This window comes from Desmospora profundinema, from assembly GCF_031454155.1.
GTDB classification, from domain to species: domain Bacteria; phylum Bacillota; class Bacilli; order Thermoactinomycetales; family DSM-45169; genus Desmospora; species Desmospora profundinema.
The window spans coordinates 168911-183514 of record NZ_JAVDQG010000005.1 but is presented as its reverse complement, the minus strand read 5'-3'; the positions used below and the strand labels follow the sequence as shown (position 1 = coordinate 183514).

Here is a 14604-nt window from a genome sequence, read left to right as displayed (position 1 = left end):
GTTCACTGATTGAGCCCCCCTTCGGGGGGTTTTTCCATTGTGGGGACATTCTATGAAAAAGGGGGCGAATACGGATGAGAAGCGGTCAACTAGCCGCCATTTTAAAGGAATTGGCTGACATGATGGAGTTGAAAGGGGAGAATCCCTTTAAAGTGAATGCTTATCGCCGGGCTGCCCGGGCGGTGGAAAACAGTCGGGTTCCCATCGATGCCTTGGAGAGACCGGAAGAGTTGCCTGGTGTGGGTAAGGGCACGGCTGCGGTAATTCGGGAAATCATGGAAACAGGACAGTCAAAGCAGTTGGATGAGATCCGAAACCTATTGCCCGCAGGCTTGCCGGAGCTGATGAGACTGCCGGGATTGGGACCCAAATCGATTCATGTTCTGTATCGGGAACTGGGTGTGACGGGGATCGAAGAATTGCGTCAAGCGGTGGAGGCGGGGCGAGTTCGTCACCTACCCGGTTTTGGTGAGAAAAAGGAACGCAACCTGGCAGAGGGAATCCGGAAATGGAATAAGCGGCCTGTACGGACACTGTTGATCCATGCATTGCCGGTGGCGGAGACCCTTGAGAAACGGTTGCGTCAGATCCCTCAGGTGGAGCGGGTGGAACCGGCGGGAAGTCTGAGACGCAGAAAGGAAACGGTTAAAGATCTGGATTTTGTCGTGGCAACGGAACATCCCGCAGTCGTGGCAGAGAGGATCACGGCGATGCCGGAGGTTACTCAGGTGTTGAACCATGGTGAAACCAAGGTGAGTGTTATGGTGGAGATGGGGCTGGCGATTCAAGTGGATGTCCGGCTGGTTCAACCGGAACAATTTGTTTCGGCTCTTCATCATTTTACGGGTTCCAAGGAGCATAATGTGCGGATTCGGCAACGGGCCAAGGAACTGGGGTGGAAGGTGAGCGAGTATGGAATTTTCGATCCGGAAAAGGAGGAGGTCTTTACCTTCCGGGAAGAACGGGAGATGTTTGATAAACTGGGTCTTCCTTTTGTGGTGCCGGAGTTGCGGGAGGACCGGGGAGAGGTGGATATTCCGACGTTGCCGGAGTTGTTGGGTATTGAAGATTACCGGGGCGACCTTCATATGCATACTCGCTGGAGTGATGGATCCGCGACGGTGGAGGAGATGGCGATTGCAGCCCAAAAAAGAGGATACGCCTACATTGCCATTACCGATCATTCTCAATCCCTAAAAGTGGCAAGCGGATTGACGGCGGATGATTTGAAACGGCAGCGGGAAGAGATTGATCAGGTTAATGACCGGCTGGATGGAATGACCGTATTGGCAGGAGTGGAAATGGATATCCTGCCTGACGGAAGTCTCGATTATCCCGATGAAGTCTTGCAGGAGCTGGATTTGGTTATCGCTTCCATTCATAGTGGCTTCAGACAGGATGAAGAGACGTTAACCAGTCGCATGATCGCTGCCATGGAAAATCCCTATGTCCATATCATCGCCCATCCGACGGGAAGGCTGATTAACCGGCGTGATCCCTATGGTCTTGATCTGGACCGGGTGTTTGAAGCTGCGAAACGGACAGGCACTGTACTGGAATTAAACGCAAACCCCCACCGTCTCGATTTGAATGATTGGTATCTGAAGCGGGGCAAGGAAGAATACGGCCTACGCTTTTCCATCAATACTGATGCTCACACGCCGGAGATGTTGTCCCATATTGGTGTGGGAATCGCCACTGCCCGCAGGGGATGGCTGGAGGCAGAGGATGTGATCAATACCTATTCCATCGACCGTTTAAAGGATTGGTTGGCCCAAAAGCGGGGTGGCTGAGGGAAAAGCCTGTTTATTTTTTGAATAGGTGGGAGGAATGCAGGAATACTAACGGCAGAAGATTTCCAGCCTGGAGAGAAAGGTTGAATGGGCATGAACAAGCGACTTCTGCTGTTATTTTGTACGGTGACGTTGTTGTCAACGACCCTGACGGCCGGCATCCCATCTGATGCATTCGCTCAGGTGGAACGTACGGCGGAGAAGGAGATGTCTTCCGCGCAGCAAGGTGTTCTTCAAAAAGGATCATCAGGAGAAGAAGTATCGGAGCTGCAAGGACGCCTGCAGTATCTGGGTTTCTACAAAGAAAAAATCGACGGCACATTTGGAAACAGGACCTATCGTGCTGTACGCCGATTTCAGTCACAATTCGGCCTAGAGGTTGATGGCACGGTGGATGCGAAAACAAAAAAGGTGCTGTGGGATGCTACCAAACCCTGGGCTCCGGGTGTCAGCAACCGGATTTACCACAAAGGGGATAAAGGCGGCTATGTATGGGAGTTGCAACGTCGATTACAATTCATCGGCTTTTACGCCGGTAAGATCGATGGCCAATTCGGCAGGCAGACAGACCGTGCTGTTCGCGATTTTCAATATCGTTTCGGATTGAAAGTGGATGGAAAAGTGGGTCCCCGTACCAAGTTGAAACTGTGGCGAGCCACTCGCGGATGGTCTCCGGAAGCAGCGGAGGGTGAGGCTGAACGGCGACCGGGACCGGCTGCAGAAGCTCCCCCCGTCACCCAGGCCAAACCGATGGAGCGGGTTCCCCGATCCAATGCAGGGTTGTCGAAGCAGGATATTCAAATCATGGCTCAGGCGGTACATGCGGAAGCCCGGGGGGAAACGTATGTGGGGCAAGTGGCAGTGGCGGCAGTCATACTCAACCGCTTGGAAAACGATGAATTTCCCAATAACCCCTCTGCCATCATCTATGAACCGCTGGCATTTGAAGCGGTGGCGGACGGACAGATCAATATGCAACCCAATGAGCAAGCGCGTAAGGCGGTATACGATGCCATAAACGGTTGGGATCCCAGTGAAGGGGCGATATACTACTTCAACCCGGATACGGCTACGTCTGGCTGGATTTGGGGACGTCCGCAAATCAAAAGAATCGGCAAACACATCTTCGCACGGTGATCGAGTAACCTTCGCCGGCTTCCCAGGAAGCCGGTTTTTTGCTGGAACAAAGGCGATTCAAAGCAGCAGGGGGAAGAACATGGTATAATAACAAAGGATTTGCACATGCAGTTGATGTGTCTGCGTAAGGGAGTGTTCGTGTTGGATTCGCACACGTTGCGTACACTGGAATATGATCGTATCATTGAACAATTGGAAAAATCAGCATCCTCGGAAGTATCCAGACGAAAGTTATCCCGCTTGACACCTTCCCCCGATGTGGCAGAGGTTCGCCAGCGTTTGGCATCTACTCAAGAGGGATTGGATGTTCTTCGTTTACGGGGGGACTTGCCGCTGGAGGGCTTGCAGGATATTCGCTCCGCATTGCGTCGTGCAAATATCGGTGGAGTACTTTCCCCTTCTGAACTGCTGCAAGTGGCCAGCACTGCCGCCTGCGAAAAACAGGTACGGAAACTGATTGAAGGGATCGATGAAGAAGAGAGGCCGCTTCCTATCCTGCGGGGGTTGACTGATGGATTGGAGGAGCTCTCTTCCTTGGCGCGCATTATTCGAAACGCTATTGATGAAGAGGGGCGGGTGATGGATCAGGCGAGTCCAGAGCTGGCCAGAATTCGCCGCGCCATCCTGCAGTTGCAGGCGGGGATCCGTGCTTCACTGGAACAGATTTTGCGTTCCCCTCACTATCAAAAGATGTTGCAGGAAGGGATTATCACTCAGCGAAACGATCGTTACGTGGTGCCGGTTAAACAAGAGTACCGCGGTGCGTTCAGCGGGATTATTCATGACCAATCGGCTTCCGGCCAAACGCTGTTTATCGAACCGGAATCGGTGGTAAACCAGAACAACCGCATGCGGGAACTGGAGTTGGACGAGAGGCGGGAAGTGGAACGGATCCTTGGTGAACTGACACTGGCTGTACAGGAGAATTCTGATGCACTGGAGCATAATCTGGATTTGTTGACCCAGTGGGATGTCATTTTCGCAAAGTCCCGATTGGGAAAGCGGTTAAAAGGCATCTGTCCTCACTTAGATAAGGAAGGTTCTGTTGAGTTAAAGCAAGCGCGTCACCCGTTAATTGCCATGGATGATGTCGTACCGATCGATGTCAGCCTGGACGGGCATACACAAGCGATCATTATTACGGGGCCCAATACCGGAGGCAAAACCGTCACCTTAAAAACAATCGGGCTCTTGTCTTTGATGGCGCAGTCGGGAATTCCCATTCCGGCGGAAGAAGGCAGCCGAGTGGCGGTTTTTAAAGACGTGTTTGCCGACATCGGGGATGAACAGAGCATTGAGCAGAATCTAAGTACGTTTTCTTCCCATATGACCCATATCATCCGGATATTAGAGCGAATAGATTCTTCCAGCTTGGTGCTGTTGGATGAACTGGGTGCCGGAACGGATCCCACCGAAGGCGCCGCTTTGGCCATTGCCATTTTGGATCATATTATTAAACAGGGGTCTCGTTTGGTGGCTACGACCCATTATACGGAACTGAAAGTGTTCGCCCATGCCCGGAAAGGGGTCATCAACGCCAGCGTAGAGTTCGATGTGGAGACGTTAAGTCCTACCTACCGGCTGTTGGTGGGAGTTCCAGGTCGAAGCAACGCCTTTGAAATCGCTCGACGATTGGGCTTGCCGGATCAGGTGGTTCAGGAAGCGAAGGCCCAGATCAGTCATGATGAAAATCGTCTGGAGGAGATGATCGGTTCCCTGGCTACGGATACCCGGACCGCATCGGAAAAGCGGAAAGAAGCGGAAGCGCTTCGCAGGGAAGCGGATCAACTGTTGTCCGACCTAAAGGCCCAATGGCGTCTCTGGGAAGAAGAGAAAGAGAAGTTGAAAGAAGCGGCACGACGCGATGCCCAATCAGTCGTCGCACGGGCGAAAAGGGAATCCGAAGCCGTTTTGGAGGAGTTGCGTCAATGGACGCGGGAACAACGGGGAAGTATCAAGGAGCACCAGTTGATCGAAGCGCGTAAACGGTTGGAAGAGGCTGCTCCTGAAGCGGATTGGCCCCGGCCCGTCACCGGAACGGAATCGGAGAAGAATCGTTCTATTGCGGTGGGGGACGAAGTTTTCATCCGTACGTTTGGCCAAAAAGGACAAGTGATTGAGGCTTTGGGGGAGGATGCATTCCAGGTTCAGGTAGGAGCGATGAAGATGAAAGTGGATCGCAACAACCTGGAGTGGCGATCCACACCAAAACGGGATGAAGCCGTTAAGGGAAGTACCTCTTACCGCCGTTCCTCCTCATCGGTCCGTCATGAACTGGACCTTCGAGGAAAATTGGTGGAGGAAGCGATTCCTGAAATTGATAAATATCTGGATGATGCCCTTCTCGCTGGTTATGAACAAATTACGCTGATTCACGGAAAAGGAACAGGTGCCCTTCGAAACGGTGTGCAACGCTATTTGGATCGTCACGCAAGAGTAGAGACTTACCGTTCCGGCGGACAGGGTGAAGGGGGATTGGGAGTAACGGTTGTTCAACTGAGATGAGTGTGGACACCCTTTCACTGGTCGAAAGGAGGATATGGATGCTTGTACGGCTGGCCATGATTTTGGGTTCCATCGGTCTTTTGTTTTTTATCGTCGGTTTGATCTGGTTTTTCTTAAATGCCGTCTAAATGAAGGGAACCCGAAGTTGGACGTGGAATATCCCGATCCAGGGATGGGTTGGAAGGAGGAATGCTTATGGAATTCTTGCAAGAGCCTTTCGGTGCCGGTTTGATCGTTTTTTTGGCCGGAATGTTGTTGGTGACGGAATTTCTGGTGAAAGCACGGGGGTTGGCGGGAATCTCCGGTCTGGTGTTGCTGGGGCTGTATGCCTTTGCCCAAAATCCAACTTGGAATACCTGGTCCATTGGACTATTGGTGGTCGGTTTGCTGCTGCTATTGTTGGACGGAAAACTGATCCAGGACGGTACCATCGCCGGGATCGGACTCATCTTTATGCTGATCGGTTTGGTGGTTCCAACTGGGGATTGGTTGACGGGTACGGTAGTGGGCTTTATGTGGTTTATGGGAATCGGAATGGGCTTTTTCTCCCTTAAAGTATTGCCCCGCCGCGATGTGTGGGATCGAATCGTGCTTAAAAGTGCTTTAACCCGTGAGACCGGTTACAGTTCGGTCAATGAGCGATACCGGGATTTGATCGGCAAAGAGGCCGTCACCCTGACGGATTTTAGGCCATCCGGTACGATCGAATTGGAGGGAGCCCGTTACAGTGCCATCTCCCGGGGAATGTGGATCAAAAAGGATACCCGTGTTCAGGTGGTGTCTGTGGACGGCACCCGGATTTTAGTTGATGAAGTGAGCGATGAAAAGCGGGAATCGAAAAGCACTTCGTAAACGGGATGCAAAAAAGCACCGCGGTGATCGCGCGGTGCTTTTTGTTTCGGATTCTTTAATAAGTGACAGCCCGATAAGCGTTGACCCGGCCGTAGCGCCAGTAAAAGCCTGTGCCGGAGATGCGGTCCGCACTGTTCTGAATGGCGGTGCGAATCTGGCTGTTGCTGCGGCCTTGGGCAGCCAGTAGTCCCGCCAATCCCGCCACATGGGGAGCGGCCATGGAGGTTCCGCTCAGACTGCGGTAGGTGTTGGTGGGAAAGGTAGAATAGATACTGTGTCCGGGCGCGGCTACGTCCACCCACGTGCCGTATGTGGAGAACCAGGCTTTGGCGTCGGAAGAGGTAGTGGCGGCGACAGAGAGGGCGTTGGCATAGTAAGCGGGGTAATGGGGCGATGTGTTTCCGGCGTTACCGGCGGCGGCCACCACGACGGACCCCCGGTTCCAGGCATAGTTGACCGCGCTTTCCAGGGATGAGGCGCCACTGGTCGAACCCAGGCTTAAGTTGATGACGTGGGATCCGTTGTCGGCGGCGTGGGTAATGCCGTTGACCACATTAGCCAGGGTTCCGCTGCCGGAATTGTTCAGCACGCGTACGGCGAAGATCCGAGCGTTGGGGGCCATCCCCGCCATGCCGATTCCGTTGTTGGTAATGGCAGCGGCAATTCCAGCAACATGGGTGCCGTGGCCGTTCCCGTCATAGGGATTCCAGTTGCGTTCCACAAAGTTGTAGCCCCGGATCACTTTTCCGCTCAAGTCCGGGTGATTGTATTGGACACCCGTATCGATAACCGCGATGCGGATGTTGCTGCTGCTGCGAGTGATATCCCAGGCTCGCGGGGCTTGAATCCGTTGCGGTCCCCATTGCTGGGTGGAGAAGGCGGGGTCATTGGGGGTCCAATCCACCTTCACGATATAGTTGGGCTCCGCGTATTCCACGTTGGGGTTTTTTTCGTAGGCTTGGATCGCTTTTTGGACGGATTGACCTTTTTCAAGCTTCACCACTTCAAGGCCGACGGCGTGGTTTCGTGAAACCACTTTGGCTTCTTCTTGGGCATGTATGGACGATTTGGCTTGTCCGGCGATGCCCGGTTTAAACTTGACGATCAACTCATCCGGCACATAATTCGGCTCGGCTTTTACCTCCGGTGTGGCGGATGCGGCTGATGGCAGAACCAAGGCGACGGCCAACAGAAATACAGCTAACAGCATGAGCAAGCGTTTCAACAGAATCACTCCCTTAATTGTTAGGATTGGTAAAAATATTCGATCAGTTTAATCAAATCCCCTTCGAAGAAAATTTATTTTTATAAAAATACTGAAAACAAAAATAAAACAAGGAAATAATGGATCTTTAATAATGCCTTTTTCAAGGAATTGAAGCAAGTATAAGGATAAAAATGTAAAATAAGAATCCGATATTTTTTGATTAACAACAAAAAATATAATCAACAGACGCTTAATGAATCCTGATTTTTCGAGGATATTCATCATAAAACCATAAAAAAAGAGCGCTTAATACGCTCTTATCATCATGGGACTTCTTTTTTTATCTCCCGATTCCGGTCTCGCATGAAATCGAATGCGAATCGGTGTATTTACCGTAGATGATGGAGTGAATTCATTGCAAGCCCGGGTTTGGCGGATTCGTTCCGCTTGGGAATCACTCATCAATTGGTACAGGTAGAGCCATTCCGGTTGAATGATACCCATCATCAAGGGAGGATAAAGGGAGAATCGGGGCCAACGGATATGCCAGAAGGAAACCATCACGAACGACTTCCCTCCCGATCCGTACTTTAGTAACAATTATAGAGAGGGATGGCCCGATCTATTCCCCGTAAAGCGTATTAGGTGTCGGAAGAACCGGATTCATCCATAAAGTGGGCATCCCAACGGAGCCATTTTGGGAGGTGGTTTTTCAACAGTCCCCCGGATACTTTGCCCCATCCCAGCGGAAACCGGTCCACCATAACCAGAGTCCATCCTTTTGGTAGGTCGGAAGGGATGGCTTCTCCCATCATATAGCGATGAAGATCGGGGTCTTTCGGATCAAACGAGACGGACCGTTTGACAATGGCCGGATCCAATGTCATGGCCCATGCGTGTGAGGGAACAAAATGGCTACGCTTGGATTGCCCTAGGTGAAGTCCCGCCCGTTCCACGACCATCCCTTTGAGAGGGGGTATATTTTTGTGGGTCTGATACAAATGCTCTCCAAACAGGGTAAATGGTTTTTCCGTGGGGTCGTCTTTCAGGTTTTCCTGTACAAACCCCTTAAATTGCTTCATCGCTTCCCCGTGAACAGGCGGAAATTTTCCGGGTCGCTGACGCCTGCCTTCCGGTCCCGGCGCTTTGCGCAGTCGGGCGACAAAGTGGCCTTCCCCCTTAAGATGATGAGGCCAGAGTCGGGAAGTTACGGAAAGGGCTTGATTGGTATCGGCCCAGTCCGGACGGCCGGGTTGATAATATTCATGCCCCGGAACGGTTTCCAGGGAAAAGGAGGGGTGATCTCGAATAAATCGGTCGATCACTTGCTCATTTTCGCGAGGGTTAAAGGTGCAGGTGGAGTAGACCAGAACACCGCCGGATTTCAGCATCGGAGCGGCGGATTCCAGTATGTCCCCTTGCAGGACGGCACATTGTTCAGTCGCTTTCAGACTCCAGCGTTCGGCCGTTTCGGGATCCTTACGAAACATGCCTTCACCGGAGCAGGGGGCATCGATTAAGATACGGTCGAAAAAACCCGCAAAACGGGCGGCTAGCCGATCCGGTCGTTCTCCCAGGACGATGGAATGGACAACCCCGCAACGTTCCAGGTTTTCCACCAATACTTTACGGCGCGGAGCCATAATCTCATTGGCTACGAGCAGTCCTGCGCCATCCATCTTGGCGGCAATCTGTGTAGTTTTCCCCCCCGGTGCCGCACACAGATCCAGCACGGCTTCCCCTGGTTGAGGATCCAGCGCTTCCACCGGTGCCATCGCACTCGGATCCTGGATATAGTAAAGGCCGGCAGCATGAAACACATGTTTCCCAGGCCGATCCAATCCGTGTGGATAAAAGAATCCGGTGGGGCACCATGGAATCGGTTCCAGGGTGAATGGGAGGAGCTTCATCGCTTCTTCCCGTGACAGTTTTAATGTATTGATGCGAAGTCCCCGGTGAGGGGAGTGTTGGTATGTTTTTAGGAAGGCCGGATACTCGCCGCCCAGGCCTGCCTTCATCTGACTTTGATAATCCTCGGGTAGTCGGTCCATCCTTCAGCTCCTTCCTGTAAGCGCATGTTTCATTGTAGCAAAATGGAGTGGAAAAGAAATGAAAAAACCGAGTATCATGCCAACGCTTCCCCTGTGTCCACTGCGATAAAGCATTGGCGGTCGGTGTCAAACAGTCCCTGATCGGTCAGTTTCAAATGAGGAATGACGGGCAGCGCCAGAAAGGAAAGGGTGACAAAAGGATTGGTGATGGAGACGCCCAATCGCCGCACCTGTTGGTTTAAGGTGGACAGCGGCTCCAGGATGGATTGAGCCGGTTGGTCCGACAACAATCCGGCGATCGGGAGAGGAAGGGAAGCGACAATTTCTCCGTCTTCCACGGCCACCAGCCCTCCGTTCATTTGCTTTAGCGCCTGGGCGGCGAGAAGCATATCGCGGTCGTTGGTGCCGGCGAGAATCATATTGTGCGAGTCGTGGGCCACAGTGGAGCCGATCGCTCCCCGTTTCAGGCCCAGTCCTTTTACAATGCCAATACCGGCGGATCCGGTCGCACGGTGTCGTTCCACCACGGCCAGTTTGAGCAGGTCCTTATCCGGATCGGGGATAAATCGACCTTCTTGACGGAAGACCGTTTCCACCCGGTGTTCGGTTATTAAACTGTCGGGAATAATGCCGATCACATGGGCGGTTTCCGTCGTAAGAGGGAGATGGAGATCCGATGGCGACAAGGGTGCGAGCCGAATGCTTTCCTTTACTCGGACCGGTAACTCGGGCCGGTGATCGGCAATGGCATCAGCCAGCAGACGCCCGTTTTCAGCAACGAGCCTCCCCCCTTTCCAAACGCGCTCCACTTTGCCTGTCGATAAGTCCTCCAGCGCGACGATGTCGGCATCATAACCGGGAGCGATGGCACCCTTGGCGGGAATGCCAAAGCACTCGGCTGTATTAAGGGTCACCATCTGAATGGCGGTGACGGGATCCAATCCTTGGCGGATGGCCATTTGCATGGGGTGGTTGACGCTTCCTTCCCGGGCCAGATCATCCACGTGTTTGTCATCCGTCACCAGCAGGCAGCGGCGGGCATTCCGCTCCGTGACAACCGGCAGAAGGGCTTGCAGGTTTTTGGCTACGGATCCTTCCCGGATCATGAGGTACATCCCTCGCTTTAAACGCTCCCGTGCTTCGTCGGCGCTGACGCATTCATGATCCGACCGGATTCCCACAGCGGCATATGCGTTAATTCCTTCCGGTCCGATGCCGGCAGCATGTCCGTCCACCCGCAAACCATGTCGGGATGCATCCAGGATCTTTTTCAGTATTCCCCGATTCCCGGCAGCAACCGAAGGATAATCCATCACTTCCCCCAGTCCCAGTACGCGGGGATGGGAGTAATAGGGTTGGAGTGCTTCCGCATCCAACTCCGCCCCCGCCTGTTCAAAGGAAGTGGCTGGAACACAGGAAGGGAGCATGAAAAAAAAGTCCATCGGCAATCCTTCCGAGTCCGCCAACAAATAATCGATTCCATCCGCTCCGGCCACATTGGCGATTTCGTGAGGGTCGGCCACAATGGCGGTCACTCCGTGGGGAAGGACGATTCGGGCGAACTCGGTTGGGGTCACCATGGCGGATTCCACATGGGCGTGTCCGTCAATGAAAGAAGGGGAAAGATACAGGCCGGAAACGTCCCGCTCCTCTTTACCGGAATAACGTCCCACTCCGACGATGGTTCCATCGATGATGGCAACGTCCCCGTCCATCCATCCCCCATTAAACACATCGATCACTTTTCCGTTTTTCAATACAAGATCGGCAGGAATTTTTCCCGTTGCCACATCCGTCCTTCGTTTATAGGATTCCAATGTTTCCATGCGGCCATCTCCTCGAGTTTTCCCACCAATATACCACAGCGGGATCCCTTTGTCTCAGGATGACCGCAAGCACCAATCTGCATGCTACAAAACGAACCGCTGTCCCTAGCGGTACGTTTATTTTAGGGCGTGTCTGGTAATTCAATTTTCCGTGAGAAAAAGGGAGGGTCGGTATGGCTGGCGGAGAGCCTTTGCGCTTTTTGCAACGAAACGAAGACAGCCATACCGATCCGGAATCTCGCCCGACGGATTTATCAGACACGCCCTAAGCCCGCGTTCCCAGGGCTTGTTCTGCGGCGTTTTTACCGGCGGTGAAACCGGTGCTGAAAGCGGCAGTGATGTTGTATCCCCCGGTGTAACCATGGATGTCCAAAATTTCGCCGGCAAAGTAGAGGCCGGTCTTTTTTTTGGATTCCATGGTGCGGGGGACAATCTCCTTCAAATGGATTCCGCCACCGGTGACAAACGCTTTTTCCAATGGCAAGGTGCCGTTAACTTCGATAGGAAAGGATTTCAAAAGGGAAACGAGTCGATGGCAGGCCGCTTTGGAAAAGTTGGCCCATGTGATCGCCGGATCCAAAGCCGCTTGCTCCATGAGAAGGGGAACCACTCGTTCCGGCAAAATCGATTTCAGCATGTTTTTCAGGCTCTTTTGGGGAGCGGATTGCCAGCGTTGATAGAAACGTCGTTGGAGATCATCGCCTGTTTCGACGGGAAAAAAATCCAGGATTAATCGTACCGTGGGGGTGTTGAATCGCTTCAACGTCTTCACGACAAATTGGCTGCACCGTAATGCAATGGGACCTGACAGACCGAAGTGGGTAAACAGCAGGTCACCGGTATGTTCCACCAGCTTTTTTCCTTTGGGGTTCCAGACCGACAGCTGAACACCCCGCAAGGAAACTCCCTGAAGGCTTCGGTTCCGGATCCAGGGCTCGGCAGAAGTGAGCGGCACCTCGGTGGGGAAAAGTTCTGTAACAGTGTGACCGGCAGCGACGGCCCAATCGTATCCGTCTCCGGTGGAACCGGTTTGCGGAACCGATTTGCCGCCGACAGCCACAATCACACCGGCTGCACGCAAGATTTTTCCGTCAGCCAACCGGACGCCGGCGACACGACTTCCGTCAAAAAGGAGGTCCGTCACTTTTACACCGGTGCGCATTTCCACATGGAGCTGACGCAATCGGTGAAGGAGGGCATCCACGACTGCCTGCGCCCGGTCCGATACAGGGAACATGCGCCCTTCGTCCTCTTCTTTTAACGTGACTCCCAACTCTTCGAAAAAGCGAATGATATCGCGGTTGTCAAAGGTAGAAAAAGGGCTGTATAAAAACCGGCCGTTACCGGGGATGTGCCGGATCACTTCCGCTGCCTCCCGGTTATTGGTTACATTGCAGCGCCCGCCACCCGAAATGGCTAACTTGCGCCCCAGCTTTTGCCCCTTGTCCAGCAGCAGAACCTGCGCCCCGTGCATTCCTGCCGCCGCTCCCGCCATCAATCCAGCGGGGCCGCCACCCACCACGATTACATCGGCATCCATTCCCTTCGACTCCTTTATGGTTCATGACATCCTTTCTATTCTACCCGATTCACTCCATCCGTCCACTGTTGACATCGTTGTTTTCTGGACATACTAAAGGGGACAATTCCATTGAAGAATGGATGATTTCATTGAAGGTATCGGAAACGGAAGATTGGAAAACGCGAAAAGTGGATAAACGCTTGGAAATCAACACCCAGGTATTGGATGAGGTCCTGGGTGTGGAAAAAAGCTTTGATGTGGTTAAGCGGGACTTGCAGTATGCGGGCAAGCGCTTTGCCTTATACTTTGTTGACGGATTTGCCAAAGACGATATCTTAAACCGGGTGATGGAACACCTGGCGTTGTTGGATCGGGAAGATCTTTTGCCCAATCCGGTCAAGCATCTGGTGGAAACCCATGTGGGTTATCTGGAAGTGGAAACGACCGAGAAGCTGGAAGATATTGTGGCCGGTGTCTTGTCCGGCCCGGTTGCCCTGTTGGTGGATGGTGCAACGGAAGCGATTTTAATCGATGTTCGTGAGTATCCTGCCCGTAACCCGGAAGAGCCGGATATGGAACGGGTGGTGCGGGGTTCCCGTGACGGGTTTGTGGAAACCCTGGTGTTTAACACTGCCCTGACCAGACGGCGGCTGCGGGATCCTTCTCTTCGGGTGGAGATTATGACTGTTGGTAAACGATCCAAAACGGATGTTTGTCTCGTTTATCTGGAGGATGTGGCGGATCCCGATTTGGTGGAAATAATGCGAAACTCCATACAAAAAGTGGAGACGGACGGATTGCCGATGGCGGAGAAAAGTTTGGAGGAATTCATCTTTGGCCGCCATTGGAATCCGTATCCCATGGTGCGATATACGGAGCGTCCCGATGTGGCCTCGGTTCATCTGATGGAAGGACATGTACTGGTTTATGTGGACACATCCCCCAGCGTGATGATTACTCCCACCACGTTTTTTCATCATCTGCAGCATGCGGAGGAATACCGGCAAAAACCGATAGTGGGTGCATCGCTGCGCTGGGTGCGGTTTGCAGCGATTTGGATCTCGCTGTTTCTGCTGCCTCTGTGGTATCTGTTTTCCGTACAGCCGGAGCTGCTGCCGGAAGCGCTTCGCTTTATCGGTCCCAAAGATCCGGGGAAGGTTCCCCTGTTGTTGCAGTTGTTGATCGGGGAGCTAGGAGTGGAAATTTTACGGATGGCTTCGATTCATACCCCCAACCCGTTGGCTACGGCCTTGGGTTTGATCGCGGCGATCCTGCTGGGGGAGATGGCTGTCAATGTCGGTCTGTTCACCCCAGAGGTGATCCTGTACCTGGCTGCTGCCGTCATCGGTACATATGCCACCCCCAGTTATGAAATGGGACTGGCCAATAACCTGGTCCGGGTCGCGCTGTTGCTCCTGACCGCTTGGTTAAAGGTGTGGGGGCTGGTGATCGGAGTGGTGGTCTGGTTTGTCATACTGGCCATGACCCGATCATTGCAAACGCCTTATCTATGGCCGCTCATTCCCCTCAATCCCAAGGCCTTGTTGGATGTGTTGGTTCGGTCGCCGATGCCGATTAAAACCAAGCGCCCCCGCATCCTTTCTCCCGGAGATCCGGATCGAAAAGGGGGAGGCTGAATCAAGCCTGGTTTGGATAGGGTGAGTCACAAGGCACTTCCTTTCCTTAAAAAGGAGGTGCTTTTTGGGATTTC

The 14604-nt window shown here is 53.0% G+C and carries 10 protein-coding genes and 1 pseudogene; 6 read left to right on the top strand and 5 right to left on the bottom strand.

What is annotated here, in order from left to right; genetic code table 11:
• The first annotated feature begins 74 nt into the window (after nt 1-74).
• From polX to JOE21_RS12145, 5 genes and pseudogenes are all read left to right on the top strand, one after another.
• Nucleotides 75-1793 (top strand): DNA polymerase/3'-5' exonuclease PolX, encoded by a 1719-nt coding sequence (polX, locus tag JOE21_RS12160; RefSeq protein WP_309866516.1) that lies wholly within the window; start codon nt 75-77, stop codon nt 1791-1793.
• An 87-nt stretch (nt 1794-1880) separates the two neighbouring features.
• Nucleotides 1881-2150, top strand: a pseudogene (locus JOE21_RS17805) (peptidoglycan-binding domain-containing protein); the annotation flags it as partial.
• 33 nt (nt 2151-2183) lie between these two features.
• Nucleotides 2184-2930 carry a spore cortex-lytic enzyme gene (sleB, locus tag JOE21_RS12155; RefSeq protein ID WP_445347061.1) on the top strand — a complete coding sequence of 249 codons (747 nt, stop codon included), beginning with the start codon at nt 2184-2186 and terminating at the stop codon, nt 2928-2930.
• A 141-nt stretch (nt 2931-3071) separates the two neighbouring features.
• Entirely contained in the window at nt 3072-5435 is a 2364-nt protein-coding gene (locus JOE21_RS12150; RefSeq protein ID WP_309866510.1) for an endonuclease MutS2, read from the top strand.
• 195 nt (nt 5436-5630) lie between these two features.
• Nucleotides 5631-6287, top strand: a complete 657-nt coding sequence (locus tag JOE21_RS12145) for an NfeD family protein (protein ID WP_309866508.1) — start codon at nt 5631-5633, stop codon at nt 6285-6287.
• A 55-nt stretch (nt 6288-6342) separates the two neighbouring features.
• Here JOE21_RS12145 and JOE21_RS12140 read toward each other — a convergent pair whose 3' ends face one another.
• The 5 genes from JOE21_RS12140 to JOE21_RS12120 all read right to left on the bottom strand — a co-directional run bounded on the left by JOE21_RS12140 (nt 6343) and on the right by JOE21_RS12120 (nt 12911).
• Nucleotides 6343-7497, bottom strand: coding sequence for a S8 family peptidase (locus tag JOE21_RS12140; RefSeq protein WP_374709371.1), 1155 nt, complete (start codon nt 7495-7497; stop codon nt 6343-6345).
• Nucleotides 7498-7800: 303 nt separating this feature from the next.
• A complete protein-coding gene (locus JOE21_RS12135; protein ID WP_309866502.1) occupies nt 7801-8058 on the bottom strand; it encodes a hypothetical protein in 258 nt (85 codons plus the stop codon).
• Nucleotides 8059-8135: 77 nt separating this feature from the next.
• A complete protein-coding gene (locus tag JOE21_RS12130; RefSeq protein WP_309866499.1) occupies nt 8136-9545 on the bottom strand; it encodes an RsmB/NOP family class I SAM-dependent RNA methyltransferase in 1410 nt (469 codons plus the stop codon).
• Between the two features lie 74 nt (nt 9546-9619).
• Nucleotides 9620-11371, bottom strand: coding sequence for an adenine deaminase (gene ade / locus JOE21_RS12125; protein WP_309866497.1), 1752 nt, complete (start codon nt 11369-11371; stop codon nt 9620-9622).
• A gap of 265 nt (nt 11372-11636) precedes the next feature.
• Nucleotides 11637-12911, bottom strand: a complete 1275-nt coding sequence (locus JOE21_RS12120) for a BaiN/RdsA family NAD(P)/FAD-dependent oxidoreductase (RefSeq protein WP_309866494.1) — start codon at nt 12909-12911, stop codon at nt 11637-11639.
• 122 nt (nt 12912-13033) lie between these two features.
• On the opposite strand from JOE21_RS12120, the gene JOE21_RS12115 reads away from it, so the two are divergent.
• A complete protein-coding gene (locus tag JOE21_RS12115; RefSeq protein ID WP_374709358.1) occupies nt 13034-14530 on the top strand; it encodes a spore germination protein in 1497 nt (498 codons plus the stop codon).
• Nucleotides 14531-14604: the final 74 nt, after the last annotated feature.

Coding starts and splice junctions, on each gene's coding strand:
- polX (WP_309866516.1), top strand. CDS start 75: ATGAGAAGCGGTCAACTAGCCGCCATTTTAAAGGAATTGGCTGACATG.
- JOE21_RS12145 (WP_309866508.1), top strand. CDS start 5,631: ATGGAATTCTTGCAAGAGCCTTTCGGTGCCGGTTTGATCGTTTTTTTG.
- JOE21_RS12140 (WP_374709371.1), bottom strand. CDS start 7,497: ATGCTGTTAGCTGTATTTCTGTTGGCCGTCGCCTTGGTTCTGCCATCA.
- JOE21_RS12130 (WP_309866499.1), bottom strand. CDS start 9,545: ATGGACCGACTACCCGAGGATTATCAAAGTCAGATGAAGGCAGGCCTG.
- ade (WP_309866497.1), bottom strand. CDS start 11,371: ATGGAAACATTGGAATCCTATAAACGAAGGACGGATGTGGCAACGGGA.
- JOE21_RS12120 (WP_309866494.1), bottom strand. CDS start 12,911: ATGGATGCCGATGTAATCGTGGTGGGTGGCGGCCCCGCTGGATTGATG.
- JOE21_RS12115 (WP_374709358.1), top strand. CDS start 13,034: ATGATTTCATTGAAGGTATCGGAAACGGAAGATTGGAAAACGCGAAAA.